The organism is Rhodococcus sp. 05-2254-5 (assembly GCF_002258575.1).
Lineage (GTDB): Bacteria > Actinomycetota > Actinomycetes > Mycobacteriales > Mycobacteriaceae > Rhodococcoides > Rhodococcoides fascians.
The window spans coordinates 406,964-429,057 of sequence record NZ_NOZG01000029.1 but is presented as its reverse complement, the minus strand read 5'-3'; the positions used below and the strand labels follow the sequence as shown (position 1 = coordinate 429,057).

Here is a 22,094-nt window from a genome sequence, read left to right as displayed (position 1 = left end):
TTGAACGCTCCCCGGATCGACTTCGCGAGTTCTCCGCGACCCACGCTCGGCGTGGAGTGGGAAATCGCGCTGGTCGACAAGAGCACGCGGGATCTCGTCAACTCCGCCGAGGCAGTCATGGACGGCGTTCGTGACCTCGCCGGAGACACCTCTCGGGTGACGAAGGAACTGCTGCGCAACACCGTCGAACTCGTCACCGGAGTGTGCGAGAACGTCGGGGAGGCCATGGAGGACCTCGGCGGCTCGTTGGACCTGGTGCGCCGAGCCGCGGATCCTCTGGGGATCGATCTGTTCTCGGCCGGGACGCACCCGTTCGCGGAATGGTCGACGCAGCAACTGACCAGCTCCCCGAGCTACGACGAGCTCATCGCGCGTACCCAGTGGTGGGGTCGACAGATGCTCATCTGGGGCGTGCACGTCCACGTCGGGGTGTCCTCTCCCGACAAGGTCTTTCCCATCCTCAACTCGTTGCTTCTGCAGTACCCGCATCTGTTGGCGCTGTCGGCGTCGTCGCCGATCTGGGCGGGCAACGACACCGGATACGCCAGCAACCGAGCACTGATGTTTCAGCAGTTGCCGACGGCCGGTCTGCCGTTTCAGTTCGACGACTGGTCGCAGTTCGAGGGTTTCGTTCGTGATCAGCTCAAGACCGGCGTCATCGAGCAACTCGGGGGGATGCACTGGGATATCCGCCCGGCGCCGAAGTGGGGAACCATCGAGGTCCGGGTGTGCGACGGCGCATCGACCAAGCGTGAACTCGCGGCCCTCGTCGCGTTGACGCACTGCCTGATCGTGCATCTCGACGAACGACTCGAAGCGGGCGAGACCCTGCCGACGATCCCGCCGTGGCACGTCCAGGAGAACAAGTGGCGAGCTGCCCGGTACGGCCTCGACGCCGAGATCATTCTCGACGCCGACAGCAACGAGCGGCTGGTCACCGACGATCTGCACGACCTGCTGGAGAAATTGACGCCGACGGCGGTCCGGTTGAATTGCGTCGACGAGCTTGCCGCGGTGGCCGACATTCCCCGCCTCGGGGCCTCGTATCAACGCCAGCGTGCCGTGGCCGCGAAATCCGGCGGCGATCTGCGTGCCGTCGTGGAGTCGTTGGTCACCGATCTCCAATCGTGACCCTCTGTATTTAATTTTGTGTTCACTCAGCGTTTACGATCAACGGCGTGCTGCAGGGGGACGTCGAGAGCGTCGAGGTCGATGCGACACGTGAGGACTCTGTTCGTCCTCTGATCGTCGGTGCCGTCCTCGTGGCAGCGTTCCTGGTGACTTTGCAGGTCGTCGCGTGGAAATGGAACTTCCCCGGCCCGCTGCCGAGCATGTGGAACGACATGTTCGGAACACCGAAGTCGATGTCGCTGCCGTGGGCGGCGCTGGTCCTGGCCACGGTAGGTCTGAACAACTCCACCCGCCTGCGCGTACTGGCCGTCGCTGCTGCGCTCGACGCCGTTGTACTGGGCGGTCGGTATCTGTTCGATGTGCCGCCGACCGTCGGGAACGGGCCGTCGCTGGTGCTGGTCGCGCTCGCGTTCCATGTCGTCCGGCGGCATGACACTCGGGCGATGCGCGGCGTCGCCCTCGGCGCACTGTTGTTGCTCGCGACCAAGGCGGGTGATGCCTGGTTGCACATCACGACCTTGGTCCGGCCCTACGTTCTCGACGAATACGCATACGCCGCCGATCATGCGCTGGGAAATCCGTCCTGGGTGCTCGGCAGCATTCTGGACCGACTCGGCCCGGTCGCCGAGGGAACGCTGCACTGGATCTACATTCAGCTCCCCGTCGCGGCGATCATCGTTGCGCTGTACCAACTGCGTGGGGTCGCCGCGGGCTCGGCGTGGCCGAAACACTTCCTGTTCCGCACGTTCCTGCTGATCGGACTCGTCGGACCGGTGTTCTACCTGCTGTTTCCGGTGGTGGGCCCGATGTTCGCGTTCGAGTCGTGGCCGACGCAGTCGGTTCCGCTCTCGGGCACCCTCGGCGAGATCCCGTTCGACTTGCAGACGCCGCGCAACTGCATGCCCAGCCTGCACACCGCGTGGGCACTGAGCATCTTCATCCATTCCCGACGCGGTCCCTGGTGGCTGCGCACCGGCGGCACACTGTGGCTGGTGGGAACACTGGCCGCGACGCTCGGATTCGGTTACCACTACGGCGTCGACCTGGTCGCGGGCGCGATACTGTGCCTCACCATCGAATCGTTGCTGCGCGACCCGGAACGGGGATGGGACCGCGACCGGATCACGCTGGTGACCTACGGTTGCGTCGCGATGGCCGTACTACTGTTGAGCTACCGCTACCTCGCCGAGGAGTTCGCCGCGAACCCACTGGTGTTCGGTCCGCTCGTGCTCGGAATTCTGATCGGCATGGCGTTCGGATTCCATACCGCGTTCTTCGCCGATCGCTCGCGCTTCACTGATCGGGTTCGTTCGGTTCCATCTCGTTGACGATGAGCAGGCCGTCGCGCCCGCGCTGTTCCCGGTAGGCGACGCGTCCCACGGTGTGCGCGATCACCGGAGCGGTGACGAGCGTGAAGATGCCGACCAGCACCAGCATCCAGATATCGACATTGCCGCGCAGGCTGATGATCGCGCCGACCAACACCATGATCAAGCCGACCACCTGCGGCTTGGTGGCCGCGTGCATACGCGAGAGGGTGTCGGGAAAGCGCACGATGCCGACGGCGGCCGTGAAAGCCAGCAGAGCTCCCATCAGGATGAAGATCGAGGCAATGACCTGGGCTACCGTGCTCATTCGTCCCTCACTCTGAATCGCGCGATGCTGACCGACCCGACGAAGCTGACCAGGGACAGCGCAACGATGGCAGGCACCAGCGTGGTGTCGCGGCTGTAGACGGCCCACACACCGAGCCCACACATCGACACGGCGAGGATGGTGTCCATCGCGACCAACCGGTCCAAGGTGCTCGGGCCGTCGAGCAGCCGGAATGCGGTGAGGATCGCGGCGGCGAGCAGCAGCGCGCCTGCGATCGCCAATACGACGGTCACGACCAGTCCCCCTTCCTGTTGTCGTCGGTCATCTTGTCGTCGCGCGGGGTATCGAGGTCGCCCGATTCGGGATCGTCGCCGAGAACCCCGTGATATTGCTCGTACTCCTGGTAATGCAGGGGGCTCGGCTTCCAGTCGGAGTCACGCTCGAAGGCCGCGACGAACAGCTTCTCCAGGTTCCGGACGTAAGCGTAGAAGCCGTCCACGGCCTTCTGCGTCCCCATGTCCAGCACGTGCACGTACAGCAGGCGTCGGGTGCGATCGATCTCGAGGACCATCGTTCCCGGAACGAGATTCATCGCGTCGACGAAAAGGGTGAGCACCAGATCGGACTTGATGGCGATGCGGCAGCGCAGCACACCGGTGACCGGCGGTGCCTTCGGGCGGATCGCCAACCACGCCACACTGACGCTGGATTCGGCTGCGTAATAAAGGAATACGACTGCAAGCTTGACGAGCGAGAACACGTGGATGCGGCCCTCGACCGGCACCCGCGGCAACGGCAACAGCACCATGATGAGCAGGCCGACCGCGAGGCCACCGAGGATATTGGCAGCAGAGACGTTGCCCCACAACAGAACCCAGATAGCCGTCAGCCATGCCAGAGTCCAGATTCGCAGCAGGAAGGAACGGTTCATCTTCATCGGGTGCCCTCCTCGTCTGCGCGTGCCTGTTCGTAGGCCTGATCGCCGACGAATTCGGCTCCACGCACCGCGTCGATGTACACCGAGCGATCCCGCAGATCCGCCGCCGCCCGATCGCTGATGTCGATGATGCGCCCGGCGAACACCGTCATCGCCAAACCGACGACGACGAGGCCGATCGTCGGGATCAACATGAAGGCGGGCATGCGGCCCACATCCTCGCGGTCACCGAACTGGATGTCCGAGGAATCGTCGAGCAGCGCAGAGGGGCTGTTGTCCGCGAGATCGCCTTCGGGGGCGTCCGCGCGGGCTCGCCAGAACGCCTTGGTCCAGACACGAGCAACCACGTACAGCGTCAGCAGGCTGGTGACGGTGCCGCCGGCCACGAGCAACCAGGCCAGTACGCTGCCCTGGTCGCTGCCGGCCTGCAGCAGGGCGACCTTGCCGATGAACCCCGAGAACGGTGGAATACCACCGAGATTGAGGGCCGGCACCAGGAAGACAATGGCCAACACCGGGCTGGCCGCGGCCAAGCCGCCGAGCCGTCGCAGGGACGACGAACCGGCCTGGCGCTCGATCAGGCCGACGACGAGGAACAGCGTCGTCTGCACCAGAATGTGGTGCGCAACGTAATAGATCGAGCCGGACAATCCCGATTGAGTCGACAGCGCGACACCGAAGATCATGTAACCGATGTGGCTGACGAGGGTGAACGAGAGCAGTCGTTTGATGTCGCTCTGTGCGATGGAGCCGAGGATGCCGACGAGCATCGTCAGCAGGCCGCAGACCATCAGAACGTTGTCGAGTGAGCCGTCCGGGAACAGCAGCGTGTGTGCGCGAATGATCGCGTACACACCGACCTTCGTCAGCAAGCCGGCGAACACCGCGGTGACCGGAGCCGGGGCCGTGGGGTACGAGTCGGGTAGCCACGTGGACAACGGGAACACCGCGGCCTTGATGCCGAACGCGACCAGCAACACCGCGAAGATGGCGGTGCGGGTGCCGGACGGGATGTCGTCCATCCGCACGGCGATGTGCGCCAGGTTCAGTGTTCCGGTGGCACCGTAGACCAGTGCGATGCCGATCAGGAAGATCAGCGAGGAGACCATCGAGACCATCACGTAGGACACACCGGCGCGAACCCGGTCGGCACTCGCACCGAGCGTCAGCAACACGAACGAGGCGGCGAGCAGTACCTCGAAGCCGACGAACAGATTGAACAGGTCGCCGGCGAGAAACGCGTTGCAGACGCCTGCGGTCAAGGCCAGATAGGTGGGCAGGAAGATCGATACCGGCTGATTCTCGCTGCCGTCGCGAATACCCTGTCCGATCGAGTACACCATGACGGCCAGCAGCACGATCGACGAGACGACGAGCATCATCGCCGACAGCCGGTCCACCACCAGCGAAATGCCCAGTGGTGAATCCCAGCCACCGACCTGCAGTGCGCTGGTCCCGTCGCGGTCGGCGAGATAGAGCATCATCGACGAGATCGCGACCACCGCGGTCAGCGCGGCGAGAGTGATGAAACGCTGCGCGCGGGGCCGACGTCCGAGCACCAGCGTCAGCGCCGCGGCGAGCATCGGGATGAGCACGGGCAGCGGGGTCAGGGCATCGATCACGCCCGGGGAGATCGTCACTTGTCGTCTCCCTTCGTGTCGTCGGTGCTGGAGTCGTCAGCGCTGGAGTGGTCAGTGCTGGGGTGCTCAGGTCGGCTGTCGTCTTTCTCGGCCGTGTCGAGGCCGTCGAGACCGCGCAGCTGGGGGTTGTCGTCGTCGTTGTCGAAGTCGCCGTCGTGCAGATCCTCGTAGCACTCGAGATCTTCGAGGTTCCTGATCTGCTCGAGTGGAATCGGATTGCCCTTCGAGTCGAAGGCGTCGCCCCCGAAGCTCGGCTCACCGGTGACCGGGTCGTCGGAACGGTCGCGGTCCGGTGCTTCGGCCATCGAACGGCGCTGGGAGACCTTGGTGTCCTCGGGGTCGTTCTCCAGGTCGTCCTTCGTGTTGAGCGTGAACGATCGATACGCCAGCGCGAGCACGAAGGCAGCGATACCCATGGTGATGACGATCGCCGTCAGGATCATGGCCTGAGCCAACGGATCGGCCATGTTCTGGTGCAGAGAGTTGTCCCGGCCGACGATGGGCGGCGTACCTGCCGGGCCACCGACGGTGAGCAGCAACAGATTGACTCCGTTGCCGAACAGCAGCAGACCGAGCAGCATCTTGGTGATGCTGCGTTCGAGCAGCAGGTACACACCCGATGCGACGAGAACGCCGACGATGACGAGCATTCCGACATCTGCGGTCATGGGGCACTCACTCGGCCTTGGCTCTGCATTTCCACCTGTGCGTCGAGACGCGCGCCGAGACTGCGGAGCACGTCGAGTACCAACCCGACCACGATGAGATACACACCGAGGTCGAAGAACAATGCGGTGACGAGCTTGATGTCACCGAGGAGAGGAAGTGTCACTTCCAACGTCGCCGACGACAGCGCCGGAGCGCCGAGGAACATCGACGCCACCGCGGTCCCGGCCGCGAAGATCAACCCGAGACCCAGGATCTTGCCTGCGTCGATCGGAACGGCCTCACCGAGCTCGTACCGGCCGCCGGCGAGATACCGCAGCACCAGCGCCAAGCCCGCCGTCAGTCCACCGGCGAAACCGCCGCCGGGGGCGTTGTGCCCGGAGAAGAAGAAGTAGATCGACAGCACCATGATCGTCGGGAAGATCAACCGCGTCGTGACCTCGAGAATCAACGAACGATGCCGCGGATCGATCAGATCGCCGCCGAGCAGCCACGTCGTCTCCGCCGCGTCGTTCGTGTCCGACGACGAGGCGGGGGCGTCGGACACCCGCGGAGCGCTGCCGAACCGCCGGTTGCGGAACACCAGGCTGGCCACGCCCGTCGCGGCGACGAGGAGTACGCAGATTTCGCCGAGTGTGTCCCAGGCGCGGATGTCGACGAGGATCACGTTGACGATGTTCTTGCCGTCGCCGAGCTCGTACGCGGCCTCGGGGAACTGCAGTGAGACCGGCGCGGCACTGCGGGCGTTCATCGCGAACGCGCCGAGCACGCTGACGGTCGCTCCGACGGCAACGGCGAGTGCGGCGCGGGGGCCACGCGAACCAGCCGAGCCCCGGTCGTCGACCTCGGCGGGCAGTTTGCGCAGTACCAGGACGAACACCACGAGGGTCAGAGTCTCGACGAGGAACTGAGTCAGGGCGAGGTCGGGAGCGCCATGGATGGCGAAGATGACGCCGCAGCCGTACCCGGTGAGTCCGACCAAAATGACACTGGCCAGACGGTTGCGCATCACTGTCGCGCCGAGGCCACCCGCGATCATGATCACTCCGATGACCAGCTGCAGCGGGGTGTTCCACAGCGTGTAATCCAGGCCGGGTTCTTGGCCGACGATCAACACGATGATCGGCAGCAGCACCAGCGTCAGCAGGATCGTGCCCTGAGTGAGGGGGAGCGAACCACGCTGCGTGGTGCCGGTCAAGCGAATGGACAGGGTGTCCATGGACTTGAGCACGTTGTCGTAGATGCGGTCTGCGTTACCGAGCGGCGGATGCTCGAATTTGAGTCGGTTGACCACCCGGTGTGCGATGAACAGCCCGACGCCGCCGGTGACGACGACGACGGTCAGCGCCAGCGGCAGGTTGAACCCGTGCCACAACGCCAGGTGGTAAGGCTCCTGCCCGTACGACGGCAGGGTTCGGGCGTAGGGACTGACGATGTGGTCGACGACCGAGGACGTGAATCCGGCGATCAGACCCAGAACGGCGAGGAACGCGGGCGCGGCGAGGAACAATGCGGAGGGTGCATGCATGGCCCTGACGGACGGGCTCGGACGCTTGAGCTGTTTGCGGGCGAACGCGCCCCAGACGAACCGAATGCTGTAGGTGACCGTCAGAATCGAGCCGATCACCAGGCCCGCGACGACGACAGCCGCGACCGTGGGGTCGAGCGTCGGCGTGCTGATCACGGCCGACAGGGCTGTTTCCTTGCCGACGAAGCCGATCATCGGTGGTAGTCCGGCCATGCTCGCCGCCGCGAGCGCTGCAATGGCGGCGAGCCACGGGGCCTTCTTGCCCAGGTGGGCGAGCTTACGAATGTCTCGGGTGCCGGTGGTGTGGTCGATGATGCCGACCACCATGAACAGCGTGGCCTTGAACATCGCGTGCGCGATCACCATCGTCAGACCGGCCAACATGGCCTTCTCGGATCCGATGCCGACCAGGACCATCAGGAAGCCCAGCTGGCTGACCGTGCCGAACGCCAGAATCAGTTTCAGGTCGAATGCACGCAGTGCTCGCCACCCGGCCAGAATCATCGAGAGCAAGCCGAGGCTGATGACCGTGGCGCGCCACGGACCGGAGTCCGCGAAACCCGGAGCGAGGCGCGCGACCAGGTAGATACCGGCCTTGACCATCGCGGCGGCGTGCAGGTAACCACTGACCGGCGTCGGCGCGGCCATGGCACCGGGCAGCCAGAAGTGCATCGGCACGATGGCCGATTTGCTCAGTGCGCCGATGAGGATCAACACGATCGCCACTCCGGGCAGCCAGCCGCCCGGGGCGTTCGCGACGACGTCGGACAGGTTGTACGACCCAGCGGCCTGGCCGAGGACGATGATGCCCACCAGCATCGCCAGACCACCTGCGGTGGTGACGAGCAGAGCCTGCGTCGCGGCGCGCCGACTCGACGCGCGTTCTGCATAGTGGCCGACCAGCAGGAACGACAACACCGTCGTGATTTCCCAGAAGATGTAGAGCACGAGCATGTTGTCGCTGGTGATCAGGCCGAACATGGCTCCGGAAAACGCGACCATCTCGGCGGCGAACAGGCCCAGCCTGGGCTCGTCGTCCTCGAAGTAGCGGGCGCAGTACAGCAGGATCAGCGAACCGATGCCCAGAACGAGCAACGACATGATGGCGGCGAGCGAATCGAAGCGCATGTCGATGTCCATCGACAGGCCGGGAACCCATTCGATGTGCAGCTTCTGGTCGGTGTTCCAGTTGCCGAACACCCAGATCAGGCTGAGCAGTGGCACCAGGGCCAAAGGGAAGAATGCAGTACGTCCCCACCACCGGACGAGAAGCGGCGCGAGCAGCGCGGCGGCGGCGTGCGCAAGAAGAATAGCGAGCAAAAATCACTCCGTCGTCTCGGTCGCCTCGGCTTTCGGGCCGGGGCGGTGGTCGTAGGGCGGCGATGAGTAGGGTCGTGAAATTGTGTGTGAAATCGACCTGGGTCTCCGAAGACTCGGTCTTTGAGAAATAGCGGACCGACCACCTAACGGTGGCGGGCACGTTTGTCGGTTTCCATCCTACTTTGCGTGGTCGACGGCGTGCCATGCGGTACAAACCGGACGTTTCCGATAGAGAGAGTCGATCGTCGATGAGTGAACCGAGACCCATTCGCACCGCCGGTCTTGCCTACGTTCGCCACCGCCGCATGCTTCAGACGCGGTCGACGGGCAAATCTGCCTTCTACATGGCCGGCGGCAAGATCGATCCCGGCGAGTCGCCCGAGCAGGCGCTGCACCGCGAGATCAGGGAAGAACTCGACGCCGCGGTCATCGACGTTCGGCTGCTCGGAGTGTTCGAGTGCCAGGCCTGGGGCCATCCGATGGGCACCCCGCTCGAGATCACGTGTTTTCTCGCCGATCTTGCCGACGAGCCGACGCCGACCAGCGAGATCGCCGAGATTCGGTACTTCACTCGCGACGAGTACGCCGCCATGCCCGATGTCGCCCCGGGGTCGTTGATGGTGTTCGACCGAATGAAGGCCCTCGATTTGATCGACTGAAGCGCGTATGTTGGATGTGGGAGAACGTACGTTCTCCACAACCGCCGCGAAGGAGTCTCCATGACCGACCTGTCCCAGAAGGCCACCACCCTGCTCGAGCTGCACCAGCCGGGCAACCCGGTCGTCCTGCCGACCGTATGGGACGCCTGGTCCGCCAACCTCGCCGTGTCCGCCGGCTTCACTGCACTGACCGTCGGCAGCCACCCCGTCTCCGACTCGATCGGCAAGCCGGACAACGAGGGCATCACCTTCGACGAACTGCTCACCCGCATCTCCCAGATCTCCGCCGCCGTGGACGCACCGCTCTCGGTCGACATCGAATCCGGCTACGGCGAGGACCCCAAGCGCCTGATCGAGGGACTGATCTCCGCCGGAGCCGTCGGCCTCAACATCGAGGACACCGTCCACAGCGAGGGCGGCCGACTTCGTGAAGCACAGGAACACGCCGACTTCGTCGGAGCCCTCCGCACGGCATCCGACGCCACCGACGTCCACGTCGTCATCAACGCTCGCACCGACCTGTTCGTCAAGCAGATCGGTGACGAGAACGATCGCGTCGACCGCGCCATCGCACGCCTGAAACTGGCCGCCGCTGCCGGTGCCGACTCGCTCTACCCCGTCGGCTTCCACAACGACGCCGACTACAAGCGTCTCGCCGAGGAACTCCCGCTGCCCATCAACGCTATCGCCAACCCTGCCGAGGGCGACCTGTCGCATTTCGCTTCCCTCGGCGTCGGTCGCATCAGCTTCGGCCCGATCTTCCAGATGGTGCTCGCCAAGCGCGCCGAAGAAGTTCTGGCCCGCTGGAAGTGAGAGCGGCTGCGCCGCATGTGAGTGAAACTTCGTAGCCTGCTACGAGTTTCCGCTCACGACCCGTAAGCCCGCAGATGCGCCACCTGCTCGGGATCGAGTGACGGCTTGACCGTGGCCCGAGCGGTGGCGACATCCTCGGCGGTGACGTCTGCTGCGTCCATCGACCGACGCATCGCCGTCAGTGCGGCCTCGCGCAGCAGGGCCGCGCAGTCCGCGGCGGAGTAGCCGTCGAGATCGCGTGCGAGGGATTCGAGATCGACATCCTCGGCGAGCGGGATCGACTTGCCCGACGCCTTCAGGATGTCCACTCGCGCATCGGCATCCGGCGGCGGGACGAAGACCAGGCGCTCGAGCCTGCCGGGCCGCAGTAGAGCGGGATCGATCAGATCGGGCCGGTTCGTTGCGCCGAGAACGACGACGTCGCGCAGTGGTTCGACGCCGTCGAGCTCGGTCAGCAGTGCCGCGACCACTCGGTCGCCGACACCGGAATCCGAACTCTGCCCGCGACGCGGTACGAGGGCGTCTACTTCGTCGAGAAAGATGAGCGAGGGGGCGGAGTCGCGGGCGCGCTGAAACAGTTCGCGCACAGCCTTTTCCGAGGACCCGACCCATTTGTCCATCAGTTCCGCGCCCTTGACCGAATGGACGCTGAGCTGGCCCGAACTGGCCAGGGCGCGCACCAGAAACGTCTTGCCGCATCCGGGTGGGCCGTACAGTAGAACTCCGCGCGGTGGCTCGATGCCCAAGCGCGCGAACGAATCCGGATGACGCAGCGGCCACAGGACGGCCTCGGTCAGGGCCTGCTTGGTCTCGACCATGTCTCCCACGTCCTCGAGGGAGAGGCTGCCGATCGCCAATTCCTCGGCGCCCGAGCGTGACAACGGTCGAATCACCTGCAACGCGCCGATCAGGTCGTCGTGCATCAGTGAGGCTGCCGTCGCATCGTTCGATGCTCGCGCAGCCGCTCGTAGCGCCGCTTCGCGCACCAGGGCAGCGAGATCGGCGACAACGAAACCCGGTGCCCGTGAGGCTATTTCGCCAAGATCGACATCATCCTGAGGGACCTTCTTCAGTAGATGCTCCAGTAACGCTCTGCGACCGGCGGCATCGGGGAGAGTGAGCGTCAGTTCGCGATCGCACAGATCCTGCCCACGCACTCTGGCGTCGGTGGCCTCGGGATGTGCCGTCGTCACGATCAGTGCGAAGCCGGGAGTGTCGACGGCACGGCGCAGCACATCGAGGACGAACGTCGACGCAGGCTCCGGATCGGACGGCAGCAACGCGTCGACATCGGTGATCAGCAGCACCCCCGAGCCGGTCAGTTCGTCCACCGCGGCAGTGACGCGTTCGACGCGAGCCGACGCCTCCAATGCGCCGATCGACGGCCCGTCCAGCACGACGCTTCGCCGTTCGCCGATGACGGCCCGAGCCAACGTCGTCTTGCCCACTCCGCCCGGGCCGGTGATCAGCACGCCCAGATGCGGAGATGCGCCGAGGGTGGCGAGCAGTTCCGACTCGTCGAGCGCCAGTCGTAGCCACTCGGTGAGTTTGGCCTGTGCAGTGCTCACGCCCACCAGGTCGGCTGCGCTGACGCGTGGCGGGGCCGCAGCTCCGGGCGTCGGAACCGATGTGGCCGAGGCCGATTCGGGTGATCCCGAGGCGACCGTGCCGCGTCCCCAGCTCACCGCAGAATTGGGTTGCACGCTCACGGGACCGCCGGAGGGTTCGACGGCCGAGACCGTCAACAGTTCGGTCGTCCACGCCACCCCGAATGTTCGCGACAGTGCCTGCGTGGCCGTCGACGTCGATGTGCCGGGCCCCAGATCGCGGGGGAGGAGCGACACGGTGTCGCCCACGGTGAGGACCTTGCCGAGTAGCGCTTGGCGCAGGGTGGCGTCGGAAATGGAACCGGTGGCCAGGGCCGATCCGGTGACCGTGACGGTTCTCGCCCCGTAGACCGTCACGGGAGCGACTGCCACAGAAGCATTTTCGCGTAGTCCGGCATTGGAGAGCGTGACGTCGTCGAGCAGCGCGGTACCCTGCGGGATTCCGCTGGGAGCCTCGGCAACCACCGCAGCCGTACGCCGAGAACCGATGAGCGAGACGGCATCCCATTCCCGCAGACCGAGCGCCGCCAAGACCTCGGGATGGAGTCGGACGACGCCTCGCCTGGCGTCGGCGGCCGAGGTGTTCAATCGGGTGGTGAGAACGAGCTCGGGGGTTCGGGATTCGGTCACACGTCCAACCTAATGGGGTCGTCAGCTGCGCGGTCGGCGAAGTCCCAGACGCGCCTGCGACCGGCGCGCGTTGCCGGGCGACCGTCGAATGGCGCGGCGTTCCGCGCGACGCTCGGCCGGCTTCGCATCCCACGTGTACGGGCGTGCAGCCGTCCAGCGCTGCGAGCGCACCGCGAACGGAATGTGCACGAGGTAGGCGAACACCAATCCCATCAGCAGGACCAGCGGGAAGGTGATGAGCGCGGCAGCGAGCAGCGCGACCAACACCAGCAAACCGGCGGCCAGGCGCGGTGGCACCGAGACCGTCTTGAGCGCGAGAGTGGGGATGGTGCTGACGATCAGACCAGCGGTGAGGATCGACCAGCCGGCGACGACGTAGAACGAGGCCCACCAGCCGTCGCCGAATTCCTCGAATGCAGCGATCGGGGCGAGCGCGATGAGTGCACCTGCGGGTGCGGGGACCCCGGTGAAGAACTCGCGGGCGTACGCCGGGGTGTCGTCCTCGTCGAGCAGGGTGTTGAACCGGGCGAGGCGGAGCACGATGCTCACGGCGTACACCAGTGCGACGATCCAACCGCCACTACTGCCCTCGAGCAGAGTCACGTAGAGCACCAGGGCGGGCGCGACGCCGAACGAGATTGCATCGGACAGAGAATCCAGCTCGGCACCGATCTTGCTGGTGGCGTCGAGCAGACGAGCGATGCGGCCGTCCAGTGCATCGAGTATCGCAGCGGCACCGATCATCGCGAGTGCGGTTCCGAGTTGACCGTCGAGAGCGAACTTGACCGCCGACAGCCCGGAGCACAACGCGAGAATGGTGACGACCGACGGAAGCAGACGGATAGCAGCAGGCGGCTTGGCGCGTCTGGTGATCATGTCGTTTCTACTGGGGGAGCTCGGCGAGTACCGTCTCGGCACCGACCGCTCGTTGGCCGCGTTCGACGAGGAGCGTCGTCCCGGCCGGGAAGTAGGTGTCGACGCGGGAGCCGAATCGGATCAGGCCGTACGTGTCGCCGATGGAGAGCACGTCTCCGACCTTCGCGTTGTTGACGATGCGTCGAGCGATGAGACCGGCGATCTGCACCACGCCGACGTGGTGACCGGATTCGGTCTCGATGTGCATGCTGTTGCGCTCGTTGACCTCACTGGCTTCGGCCAGGTCTGCGGACTTGAACTGGCCGCGGCGATGCACGACCTCGACCACGCGTCCGCCGACGGGAACACGCTGCACGTGCACGTCCAGAACGGACAGGAAGATGCTCACTCGCGGCACGGGCTGTGCACCGAGATCGAGCTCGGCGGGCGGGATCGCGGTGTCGACGAGGGTGACCAAACCGTCGGCGGGAGCGACGACGACGCCGGGGCGGTTCGGCGGCACGCGCGACGGGTGGCGGAAGAAGGTGGCGCAGGCTCCGGCGGCGACGAGCCCGGCATTGCGGACCCACTTCGACCGACGGCCGAGCACTGCGACGGCCAGGGGACCACCGACGAAGGGCAGTCCGGCGGGGTGCAGCGGTGGAACCGTTTCGCGAACCAGGTCGACGATGTGAGCCACTCCCGTGCGGGGTGGTTGATCAATCGGGGCGGGACGGCGTGCCACGGTCTCCTCTTACTGTCGGGCGAGCTCGGATGCGGGCAGGGATTGGACGCCGGGAGCTGATCGGACGGCGAACAAAACGACTGCCGGGGCCCTCACAGAGTACGTGAGCGGCCCCGGCAGTCGGGAAGTGCGAGTGAAATCAGACGCGGCTGCGACCGGTCACGAGCTTGACCAGGAACAGCAGGATGCATGCACCGAGGATGCAGGTGATGAAGCTGAAGATCAGGCCGCCACCTTCGACGTCGACGCCGAAGACCTTGAGCAGGTATCCACCGATGAGGCCGCCGATGATGCCGACGACGATGTTCAGGATGATGCCCATCTGAGCATCGGTCTTCATGATCTTGCTGCCGATCCAGCCGGCGAGACCGCCGATGATGATCCAGCCGATGATTCCGAGACCCAACATGTGTTGCCCCCACTTTCCGTGTGTATCGATTGCTTGTCGAAACCATGGATGCCCAGGGGTAACAAACCTGAAACCTTCCTGAGAAAAGTTATTTTCGGCTCGACTTTTCGCTTTCGGTCTTGATGCGTCGGAGCGTGCTGTTCATGCCTTCGACCAGCTCGACATCGAACTCGTCGATCCCGCCGAGGATCCGCTTGACCAGCAACGACGACACGGCCGAGGTGCCGCTGGGGGCTTCCCGCTTCTCGACGACGGTGGTTCCGGTTGCCGTCGGAGTGAGCGTGTACGACCAGATCGTCTTGTTCTCGACGATGCGGAACGCCAGTGCCTTGTTCGGCTCGAAGGTGACGACCTTGGCGCTGGTCGGCCACACGAGCAGGCCCTTGCGGTTGATGTTGAGCGTTCGGGTGCCCTTGCCGACGGGTCCGCCGAAGACCTTCATCTTCTTGCACTGCGGACTCCACTCGCCCATGCGCTGTAGGTCCGAGACGACCGACCACACGGCCTGCGGACTGGCATCGATGTCGATCGTGGCTTCGAGGGTCTTGCTCAACGTGGGCCTCCGGGTTGTAGGAATAGCTGCAACTGATCGTCACACCAATCGTGTGCATCCTATGTGGCCGTGACCACACTCGGCCACCATGTGAGTGGAACCTCGTAGCCCACTACGAACTTTCACTCACATGCGAGCGAAGCGAGCTCCACTCCTGCTCACATGCGAGCGAAGCGAGCCAGAACGAATGCATACAGGCCGTACAGAGCGATTCCCACGCCGGCGAGGATCAACAGAACCTGCCCGTAGGGCTGGGCTCCCAGGGTCTTGACGGCACCGTCGATTCCGGTGGCCTTCGACGGGTCCGACTGCAGTACCGCTACGACGACGAGGATTCCGGCCCCCACGAGCGCCGTGCCCTTGGCCGCGTATCCGGCGATGCCGAGTTTGACGACCGCTCCGCTCTGGCTGCCTTCGAGGTCGTCGAGGAAATTCTTCGAGACGCCCTTGTAGACGTGGTATCCGCCGACGCCGATGACGATCAGGGCGATGACGATCAATACGAGCTTGCCGCCACCGGATTCCATCAATCGCGCCGAGTAGCCGGCGTTCTGTTGCCCACTGGACTTACCGGATCCGGTCGCGAAACCGTAGGTGGAGAATGCGAAGGCAATGTAGACGACGGCCAGCGCTGCCGCCTTGAGTCGATCCATCGCGCTGCCCTCGTCGGAATCGGACTTCTTGCCGACGATGGCCTCGACGATGCGCCACAGGGCCAGTGCCACGAACGCGACGACGGCAACCCACAGTGCGATCTTGCCGCCGGGCTTCTCGGCCAGTTCGGCGAGTGCTCCGGACTGGTCGGCGTTACCGCCCTGACCGAACGCCAATCGGATGGCGATGTACCCGATCAGGATGTGCAGCACTCCGCTGACGAAGTGGCCGGCCCGGGCCGCCTTCTCGAATGCACCGTTGTCCTGAACCGAATTGGCCAGTGATTTTCCTGTAGCCGATTTACCTGTTCCCGAATGTCCCGACGTGGATTTTCCCGACGTGTTCACGAACGTTCCCCGATCAGTTGATGTGGGCCGATGTTTACCCCACGTAGAGCGGGGAGAAACGGTCTTTCGGCGCGAAACGCCGTACGAGATCCCAGCCCGGCGTTAACGCCGGGCGGACACTGATCGATGTAGCAAGCGGAGTGTCGGGACCAACGAAGAAATTGTTCGGAGTGATCCACCGTGAAATTACAGTCGATAATGCGTCGTACCAGCAGTGATCTGCCCCTGTTGAAGACCGCCAGGATGAGCGGCAGTCCGCGTACCTGGCCGGCCGAGAAGCTCGAGCGGCTGCTCACCCCGCAGGAGATCGATCTGATCAGGCGCGGCCGAATCTGACCCTGCTGTTCCCAGGCTCGACGCCGTCACTCACCTCCCATAGGGGGTCCGGTGGTGGCATGCTCATGAGGTTGACGAGCACCAGTCCTGGAGGGTCATGAAACCGGTCATTCTCAGCGTCGACGACGATCCCGGAGTATCGCGTTCGGTCGCCCGCGACCTGCGCCGCCGGTACGGCGAGCAGTACCGCATCGTGCGCGCGGAATCCGGTGCCGGGGCGCTCGATGCGCTCAAGGAGCTGACGTTGCGCGGCACTCCGGTCGCGATTCTGTTGGCCGACTACCGCATGCCGAACATGAGCGGCATGGAATTTCTCGAACAGGCCATGGATCTGTTCCCGACGGCGCGGCGAATCCTGCTCACCGCCTATGCCGACACCGACGCTGCGATCGACGCCATCAACGTCATCGATCTCGACTACTACCTGCTCAAGCCGTGGGATCCACCCGAGGAAAAGCTCTACCCCGTCCTCGACGCTCAGCTCGAAGCCTGGTGCGCGTACGACCATCGGGCCGTGGAGGACACCAAGATCGTCGGCCATCGCTGGTCTGCGCGGTCCTCGGAGATCAGGGAGTTTCTCGCCCGCAATCAACTGCCGTACCGCTGGTACATGTCCGACGAATCCGAGGGTGCGCGGCTGTTGGCAGCGGCCGGAGTGGCCGACGACCGGCTGCCGGTGGTCATCACCACCGAAGGTGACGCGCTGATCGAGCCGTCCGATGCCGAACTCGGCAACCGTCTGGGGCTGACGGTCTCACCGTCGGAAGAGTTCTACGACCTCGTTGTCATCGGCGGCGGCCCGGCCGGTCTCGGCGCTGCGCTCTACGGCGCGTCCGAGGGCCTGCGCACCACGTTGATCGAGCGCACCGCGACCGGCGGGCAGGCCGGGCAGAGTTCACGCATCGAGAACTACCTCGGCTTTCCCGACGGCGTCTCGGGCGCACAACTCGCGGAGCGGGCTCGGCGGCAGGCGCTGAAGTTCGGTGCCGAGGTGGTCACCACGCAGGACGTCGTGGCCCTGGAGACCAACGGCGCTGCGCGGACCGTGCGGTTCGCCGACGGCCGCAGCATCAGTGCCCAGACGATCATCCTGTCCACCGGCGTCGCCTACCGCCGGTTGGAGGCCCCCGGAATCGACGACTTCACCGGTCGCGGAGTGTTCTACGGCTCGGCGATGACCGAGGCAGCTCGCTGCGCCGAACAGGACGTCTTCATCGTCGGCGGCGCGAACTCGGCCGGCCAGGCGGCGGTCTATCTTTCGCGAGGCGCGAGGTCGGTGACGATCCTGATCCGTGCGGCGTCCCTCGAGGCATCGATGTCGTACTACCTCATCAAGCAGATCGAAGAGAACCCGAAGATCAGCGTTCGGCCGTGCACCGAGGTCGTCGGCGTCTCCGGCGACGGGCACCTGGAGCAGATCACGCTGCACAACAGGGCAACCGACGAGACGACGACGGTGGACGCGCAGTACCTGTTCCTGTTCATCGGCGCGGCACCGCGCACCGATTGGCTCGAGGGCGTGCTCGTGCGTGACGATCATGGATTCGTGGTGACGGGCCCCGATCTGGTGGTCGACGGCCGCGGTCCTGCCGGGTGGACACCCGCGCGGTTGCCGCACCACCTCGAGACGAGCGTGCCGGGAGTGTTCGCGGCCGGTGACGTCCGGTCGGACTCGGCCAAGCGGGTTGCCTCGGCAGTGGGAGAAGGAGCGATGGCCGTGATGTTGGTGCACAGATACTTGGCAAATCCGTGAACGCGCCCCTGTGTGATCCGGAGGAGTTGCGGACGCTGTTCTTGTTCGAGCAGCTCACCGACGCACAGCTCGCCGAGCTGTGTCGAGACGGTCGCATCGAAACGATCGAGCCGGGGCCGGTGTACGCGGAAGGCGACCCAGCGACGTGCTTCTACGTGTTGATCGAGGGCTCGGTGGTGCTCTCGAAGCTCTCGGGCGGGGAAGACCTGGTGGTCAATCGCACCTCGCAGCGTGGGGTGTATGCCGGTGCGTGGCAGGCATATCTGGGTGATCGAGTGCCGCAGACCTATCAGGGTTCGATGCGGGTGACCGCGCAGTCCCGGTTCTTCGTCCTCGATGCCGACTGCTTCGCCTCGATCGTGCGTGAGTGGTTCCCGATGGCCCTGCATCTGCTCGAGGGGTTGTTCTTCGGAAACCAGAACACCAAGCAGGTCGTCGAGCAACGAGAACGCTTGTTGGCGTTGGGTTCTCTGTCGGCCGGGTTGACGCACGAGCTGAACAATCCGGCCGCGGCCGCGGTGCGGGCGACGTCCGCGTTGCGAAATCGGGTGGCGCACATGCGGCAGAAATTGGCAATGATTGCCGGCGGGACTCTCGATCGCTCGAGCTTGTCGCATCTGGTCGGACTGCAGAACGAGGCCGTGGAGTTGGTGGCCAAGGCGCCCAAGTTGACGGCCATGGAGGCGTCGGACAGGGAGGACGAGCTCGGAGAGTGGTTCGACGACAACGGAATCGACGGGGGATGGGATCTGGCCCCCACTTTCGTCTCGGCGGGTCTCGACGTGCCGTGGCTGGATCGGGTGTCGGCGACGGTGGGGGATCCGGCCATGCTCGAAGGGGCGATCAGGTGGCTCAACTACACGGTGGAAACCGAGTTGTTGATGAACGAGATCTCGGATTCGACCACTCGTATCTCCACTCTGGTCGGTGCAGCCAAGCAGTATTCGCAGATGGATCGAGCGCCGTACCAGACCGTCGACGTGCGGGAACTACTCGACAGCACGCTGATCATGTTGGGGCGCAAGATCGGTGACGATATCCGCGTGGTGAAGGAATACGACCCGTCGGTGCCGCCCATTCCCGCGTATGCCGCCGAGCTCAATCAGGTGTGGACCAATCTGATCGACAATGCGGTGCAGGCCATGGAGGGCCGCGGCACGCTCACCGTCCGCACACTTCTCGACGACGATCAGGTGCAGATCGAGGTGTGCGATACCGGACCTGGTGTGCCGGAAGATATTCGGTCGCGAATATTCGAGCCGTTCTTCACCACCAAGGCCGTCGGTGAGGGCACGGGGCTCGGTCTGGACATCTCGTGGCGGATCGTGGTGAAGAAACATCAGGGCGATCTGCGAGTGGTGTCCCAGCCGGGGGACACCCGATTCATCGTGCGACTGCCCGTTCATCCAGCAATCGAGGAGGCATCATGACAATCGACGGTATCGATCCGACAGCCCCGCCGTCCGGTCCGGGCTGCGTGGAGTGCACGCAGACGCAGGGGTGGTGGGTGCATCTGCGGCGATGTGCGCAGTGCGGGCACATCGGGTGCTGTGACTCGTCTCCGTCGCAGCATGCCAGCAAGCACGCGGAATCCACTCGGCACCAATTCGTGCGCAGCTACGAGCCCGGTGAGGACTGGTTCTACAACTACGAGGACGAGCAGATGTACGACGGGCCCGAACTTGCTCCGCCGCAACATCATCCGCTCGATCAGACGGTTCCGGGCCCCCGTGAACGGGTGCCCTCGAATTGGCAGAGTTTGATCAACTGAGTGGGCGGGGCCGACTGAACAGTCGATTTCGCTCGGATGAACACCGCAAATCGAGTGCGCACTGTGGGTAATCTCGCAGCATGACCTTGATTGCGGAGGACCTGCTGCTGTTGTTGCTCGACGACGAATCGGGCAAGCCATCGGCCGATTCCACCAAGTTGCCCCGTGTTCTCGCGGGTGCGCTGGTCGTCGAGCTCGCCCTGGGCGGGTCGCTCCGCATCACCGGTCCCGGTGAGCAGACCACGAAGGACCACGTCGTCGTCGCGGGAGATCCGCCCGCAGACCCGTTGCTGCGCCGGGTGTTCGATCTCGTGGCAACGGCGTCGCGGCCGATGAAGCCGCAGAAGGTGATAGAGAAGTCGCAGAAGAATCTGGCGAAGGAACTGGCTGCGCGTCTGGTCGCGCAGGGCTTCGTCACCGAGAAGCAGGACAAGGTCTGGGGGCTTTTCCCGACGACGACGTGGCCGGCTCGCGACACCTCGCGGGAGAAGGTGCTGCGGGATGCACTGCGGAGTGCTCTCGTCGACGGCACGACGCCCACACCGCACTCGGCTGCTCTGATCTCACTGATCTCGGCAGTCGATCTGACGCACAAGGTCATCGTCGATGCCGACAAGAAGGTGCTGAAGACGAGGGCCAAACAGATCGCCGAGGGTGAGTGGGCGGGTGCAGCTGTCCGCAAAGCGGTCTCGGACGTCAATGCCGCGGTGACGGCAGCGATCATGGTGCCCGTCATCGTTTCGACCACGAGCAGCTGAGGGCGAAAATGAGAAGTATTGCGATTCTGTTGTTCGACGACGTCGAGGTGCTCGATGCCTGCGGGCCGTTCGAGGTGTTCTCGGTGGCCAATCGGGTGGCCCAACGTGCCGGTAGCGCGGTGCCTTTCGACGTGACGCTCGTCGGGCTCGACGACGCAGCGGTACGCGCGCGAGGTGGGATGAGAATCGGCGTCGACACCACGATCGACGATCCACGGACCTACGACCTCGTCCTGGTTCCCGGCGGTGTCGTCGACGCGGTCGAAGCGGACGGCCGAGTGCTTCAGTGGCTGCAGCGACTTCGACCCACCGCAGAAGTTGTCGCATCGGTGTGCACCGGTGCCTTCGTTCTCGCCGCGGCGGGCCTGCTCGATTCGCGACCGGTCACCACACACTGGGAGGACCTCGACCTGTTGCGCACCCGCTGGCCCGCGCTGGCCGTGCACGAGGGAGTTCGATACATCGACCACGGTGATCTGGCGACGTCGGCCGGTATCAGTGCAGGCCTGGACCTTGCACTGCATCTGGTCGCGCGGTGGACGAGTGCCGATCAGGCTCTCGCCACCGCGGGCCAGATGGACTACGACTGGTCAGGCGCTGAGCACCCGTAGGGCCAGGGCGACGACGGCGAACACGGCCAGGCCTGCCGCCGGACCGAATTCCTTGTCCTTGATGCGCAGGTGCGCGACGACTGCTCCGACGAAGTACGCGATGACGCCGATGGCTGCCGCGACTCCGATCGGCCATGCGAACAGGCCGACGAGCAGGCCGATGGCACCGAGGATCTCCGCGTAGGCCAACCACGGAATCTTGTCTGCGGGCACGCCCACCTGTTCGAGCATCGGGACGACGGAGGGGTTGCGCGTCAGCTTTCCGACGGCGGAGAACGTGAGTGCCACGGCCAGCAGCACCGACACGACGACTGTTGCGATGAACATGAGCCCTGCTTTCATTTCTGAGGCCACTAGTGAATCAGAAGTGGCAAGGCAGACAGTAGCACTTCGGTACGGTGGGGTCATGGCCGCGAACGAACCCACTCACGAACCTCGTGCCTGCGACGGAGCCCTGACCAAAGCGTTCGGCTTCCTCGGCAAGCGATGGAACGGAATTCTGCTGGCCACCCTGATGAACGGGTCGATGGGATTCGCGGACCTACGCCGGGCCGTCGGTGGTATCAGCGATTCGGTGCTGTCCGAGCGGCTCGGTGAGCTCGGCAAGGCCGGCCTGGTCCAGCGAACAGTGGACAACGGACCGCCGCTCTCGGTGCAGTACAGCCTGACGCCGTCCGGCGCGGCGCTGCTGCCGTCCCTGCAAGCACTGACCGACTGGGCTTCGAAAAACCTCTGACCCCCGCGAACAATGTCGCGAGGGCCAGCGATCGGTGGT

General features: G+C 64.8%; 24 protein-coding genes. 11 read left to right on the top strand and 13 right to left on the bottom strand.

Annotated features, from left to right (window positions below; genetic code table 11):
* On the top strand, positions 1-1,131 hold the full coding sequence (locus tag CH278_RS21500; protein WP_256991886.1) for a glutamate--cysteine ligase: 1,131 nt from the start codon (positions 1-3) through the stop codon (positions 1,129-1,131).
* A gap of 38 nt (positions 1,132-1,169) precedes the next feature.
* Positions 1,170-2,459, top strand: a complete 1,290-nt coding sequence (locus tag CH278_RS21495) for a phosphatase PAP2 family protein (protein ID WP_094622784.1) — start codon at positions 1,170-1,172, stop codon at positions 2,457-2,459.
* On the opposite strand, the gene mnhG is transcribed toward CH278_RS21495, so the two are convergent.
* From mnhG to CH278_RS21465, 6 genes are read right to left on the bottom strand one after another with little or no spacing between them, the layout of a single operon-like run.
* A complete protein-coding gene (gene mnhG, locus CH278_RS21490) occupies positions 2,425-2,766 on the bottom strand; it encodes a monovalent cation/H(+) antiporter subunit G (RefSeq protein ID WP_094622783.1) in 342 nt (113 codons plus the stop codon). The two genes, CH278_RS21495 and mnhG, sit on opposite strands and share 35 nt — an antisense overlap.
* Positions 2,763-3,020, bottom strand: coding sequence for a monovalent cation/H+ antiporter complex subunit F (locus CH278_RS21485; protein WP_094622782.1), 258 nt, complete (start codon positions 3,018-3,020; stop codon positions 2,763-2,765). The genes mnhG and CH278_RS21485 overlap by 4 nt, the downstream gene beginning before the upstream one ends.
* Positions 3,017-3,658, bottom strand: a complete 642-nt coding sequence (locus tag CH278_RS21480) for a Na+/H+ antiporter subunit E (protein WP_245154133.1) — start codon at positions 3,656-3,658, stop codon at positions 3,017-3,019. The genes CH278_RS21485 and CH278_RS21480 overlap by 4 nt, the downstream gene beginning before the upstream one ends.
* A 2-nt stretch (positions 3,659-3,660) precedes the next feature.
* Positions 3,661-5,304 carry a Na+/H+ antiporter subunit D gene (locus tag CH278_RS21475; RefSeq protein ID WP_027498466.1) on the bottom strand — a complete coding sequence of 548 codons (1,644 nt, stop codon included), beginning with the start codon at positions 5,302-5,304 and terminating at the stop codon, positions 3,661-3,663.
* Entirely contained in the window at positions 5,301-5,972 is a 672-nt protein-coding gene (locus CH278_RS21470) for a Na(+)/H(+) antiporter subunit C (RefSeq protein ID WP_256991887.1), read from the bottom strand. The genes CH278_RS21475 and CH278_RS21470 overlap by 4 nt, the downstream gene beginning before the upstream one ends.
* Positions 5,969-8,818: a Na+/H+ antiporter subunit A gene (locus CH278_RS21465; RefSeq protein WP_094622780.1), complete on the bottom strand. Its 2,850-nt coding sequence runs from the start codon at positions 8,816-8,818 to the stop codon at positions 5,969-5,971. The genes CH278_RS21470 and CH278_RS21465 overlap by 4 nt, the downstream gene beginning before the upstream one ends.
* A 248-nt stretch (positions 8,819-9,066) precedes the next feature.
* On the opposite strand from CH278_RS21465, the gene CH278_RS21460 reads away from it, so the two are divergent.
* Both CH278_RS21460 and CH278_RS21455 read left to right on the top strand, forming a co-directional pair.
* Positions 9,067-9,477 carry an NUDIX hydrolase gene (locus CH278_RS21460; protein ID WP_027498464.1) on the top strand — a complete coding sequence of 137 codons (411 nt, stop codon included), beginning with the start codon at positions 9,067-9,069 and terminating at the stop codon, positions 9,475-9,477.
* 60 nt (positions 9,478-9,537) lie between these two features.
* A complete protein-coding gene (locus CH278_RS21455) occupies positions 9,538-10,290 on the top strand; it encodes an isocitrate lyase/PEP mutase family protein (RefSeq protein WP_094622779.1) in 753 nt (250 codons plus the stop codon).
* Between the two features lie 53 nt (positions 10,291-10,343).
* Here the strand turns inward: CH278_RS21455 and CH278_RS21450 are convergent, their stop codons facing one another.
* The 6 genes from CH278_RS21450 to CH278_RS21425 form a co-directional block, all read right to left on the bottom strand.
* Positions 10,344-12,527, bottom strand: coding sequence for an AAA family ATPase (locus CH278_RS21450; protein WP_094622778.1), 2,184 nt, complete (start codon positions 12,525-12,527; stop codon positions 10,344-10,346).
* Positions 12,528-12,548: 21 nt separating this feature from the next.
* A complete protein-coding gene (locus tag CH278_RS21445) occupies positions 12,549-13,403 on the bottom strand; it encodes a CDP-alcohol phosphatidyltransferase family protein (protein ID WP_027498461.1) in 855 nt (284 codons plus the stop codon).
* Positions 13,404-13,410: 7 nt separating this feature from the next.
* Positions 13,411-14,127, bottom strand: coding sequence for a phosphatidylserine decarboxylase (locus tag CH278_RS21440; protein ID WP_032365139.1), 717 nt, complete (start codon positions 14,125-14,127; stop codon positions 13,411-13,413).
* 139 nt (positions 14,128-14,266) lie between these two features.
* Complete coding sequence (locus tag CH278_RS21435; RefSeq protein ID WP_027498459.1) at positions 14,267-14,536, bottom strand: GlsB/YeaQ/YmgE family stress response membrane protein; 270 nt, start codon at positions 14,534-14,536, stop codon at positions 14,267-14,269.
* 88 nt (positions 14,537-14,624) lie between these two features.
* The gene (locus CH278_RS21430; RefSeq protein ID WP_027498458.1) at positions 14,625-15,089 is read right to left on the bottom strand and encodes an SRPBCC family protein; all 465 of its coding nucleotides are present in this window, start codon (positions 15,087-15,089) and stop codon (positions 14,625-14,627) included.
* 158 nt (positions 15,090-15,247) lie between these two features.
* A complete protein-coding gene (locus CH278_RS21425) occupies positions 15,248-16,024 on the bottom strand; it encodes a DUF1206 domain-containing protein (RefSeq protein WP_027498457.1) in 777 nt (258 codons plus the stop codon).
* Between the two features lie 264 nt (positions 16,025-16,288).
* Between CH278_RS21425 and CH278_RS27690 the strand changes: the two genes are divergently transcribed.
* The 6 genes from CH278_RS27690 to CH278_RS21400 all read left to right on the top strand — a co-directional run bounded on the left by CH278_RS27690 (position 16,289) and on the right by CH278_RS21400 (position 21,319).
* Positions 16,289-16,426, top strand: a complete 138-nt coding sequence (locus CH278_RS27690) for a hypothetical protein (protein ID WP_155288428.1) — start codon at positions 16,289-16,291, stop codon at positions 16,424-16,426.
* Positions 16,427-16,523: 97 nt separating this feature from the next.
* Positions 16,524-18,179: an FAD-dependent oxidoreductase gene (locus CH278_RS21420; protein ID WP_032365141.1), complete on the top strand. Its 1,656-nt coding sequence runs from the start codon at positions 16,524-16,526 to the stop codon at positions 18,177-18,179.
* Positions 18,176-19,609: an ATP-binding protein gene (locus CH278_RS21415; protein ID WP_032390652.1), complete on the top strand. Its 1,434-nt coding sequence runs from the start codon at positions 18,176-18,178 to the stop codon at positions 19,607-19,609. Before CH278_RS21420 ends, CH278_RS21415 begins: the two co-directional genes overlap by 4 nt.
* Positions 19,606-19,950, top strand: a complete 345-nt coding sequence (locus CH278_RS21410) for a UBP-type zinc finger domain-containing protein (RefSeq protein ID WP_094622777.1) — start codon at positions 19,606-19,608, stop codon at positions 19,948-19,950. The genes CH278_RS21415 and CH278_RS21410 overlap by 4 nt, the downstream gene beginning before the upstream one ends.
* A gap of 80 nt (positions 19,951-20,030) precedes the next feature.
* The gene (locus tag CH278_RS21405; protein WP_032365144.1) at positions 20,031-20,708 is read left to right on the top strand and encodes a GOLPH3/VPS74 family protein; all 678 of its coding nucleotides are present in this window, start codon (positions 20,031-20,033) and stop codon (positions 20,706-20,708) included.
* 8 nt (positions 20,709-20,716) lie between these two features.
* The gene (locus CH278_RS21400) at positions 20,717-21,319 is read left to right on the top strand and encodes a DJ-1/PfpI family protein (RefSeq protein ID WP_027498452.1); all 603 of its coding nucleotides are present in this window, start codon (positions 20,717-20,719) and stop codon (positions 21,317-21,319) included.
* Here the strand turns inward: CH278_RS21400 and CH278_RS21395 are convergent.
* A complete protein-coding gene (locus CH278_RS21395; protein ID WP_032382301.1) occupies positions 21,299-21,646 on the bottom strand; it encodes a DoxX family protein in 348 nt (115 codons plus the stop codon). The two genes, CH278_RS21400 and CH278_RS21395, sit on opposite strands and share 21 nt — an antisense overlap.
* Before the next feature lie 79 nt (positions 21,647-21,725).
* On the opposite strand from CH278_RS21395, the gene CH278_RS21390 reads away from it, so the two are divergent.
* Positions 21,726-22,055: a winged helix-turn-helix transcriptional regulator gene (locus CH278_RS21390; protein WP_032365146.1), complete on the top strand. Its 330-nt coding sequence runs from the start codon at positions 21,726-21,728 to the stop codon at positions 22,053-22,055.
* Positions 22,056-22,094: the final 39 nt, after the last annotated feature.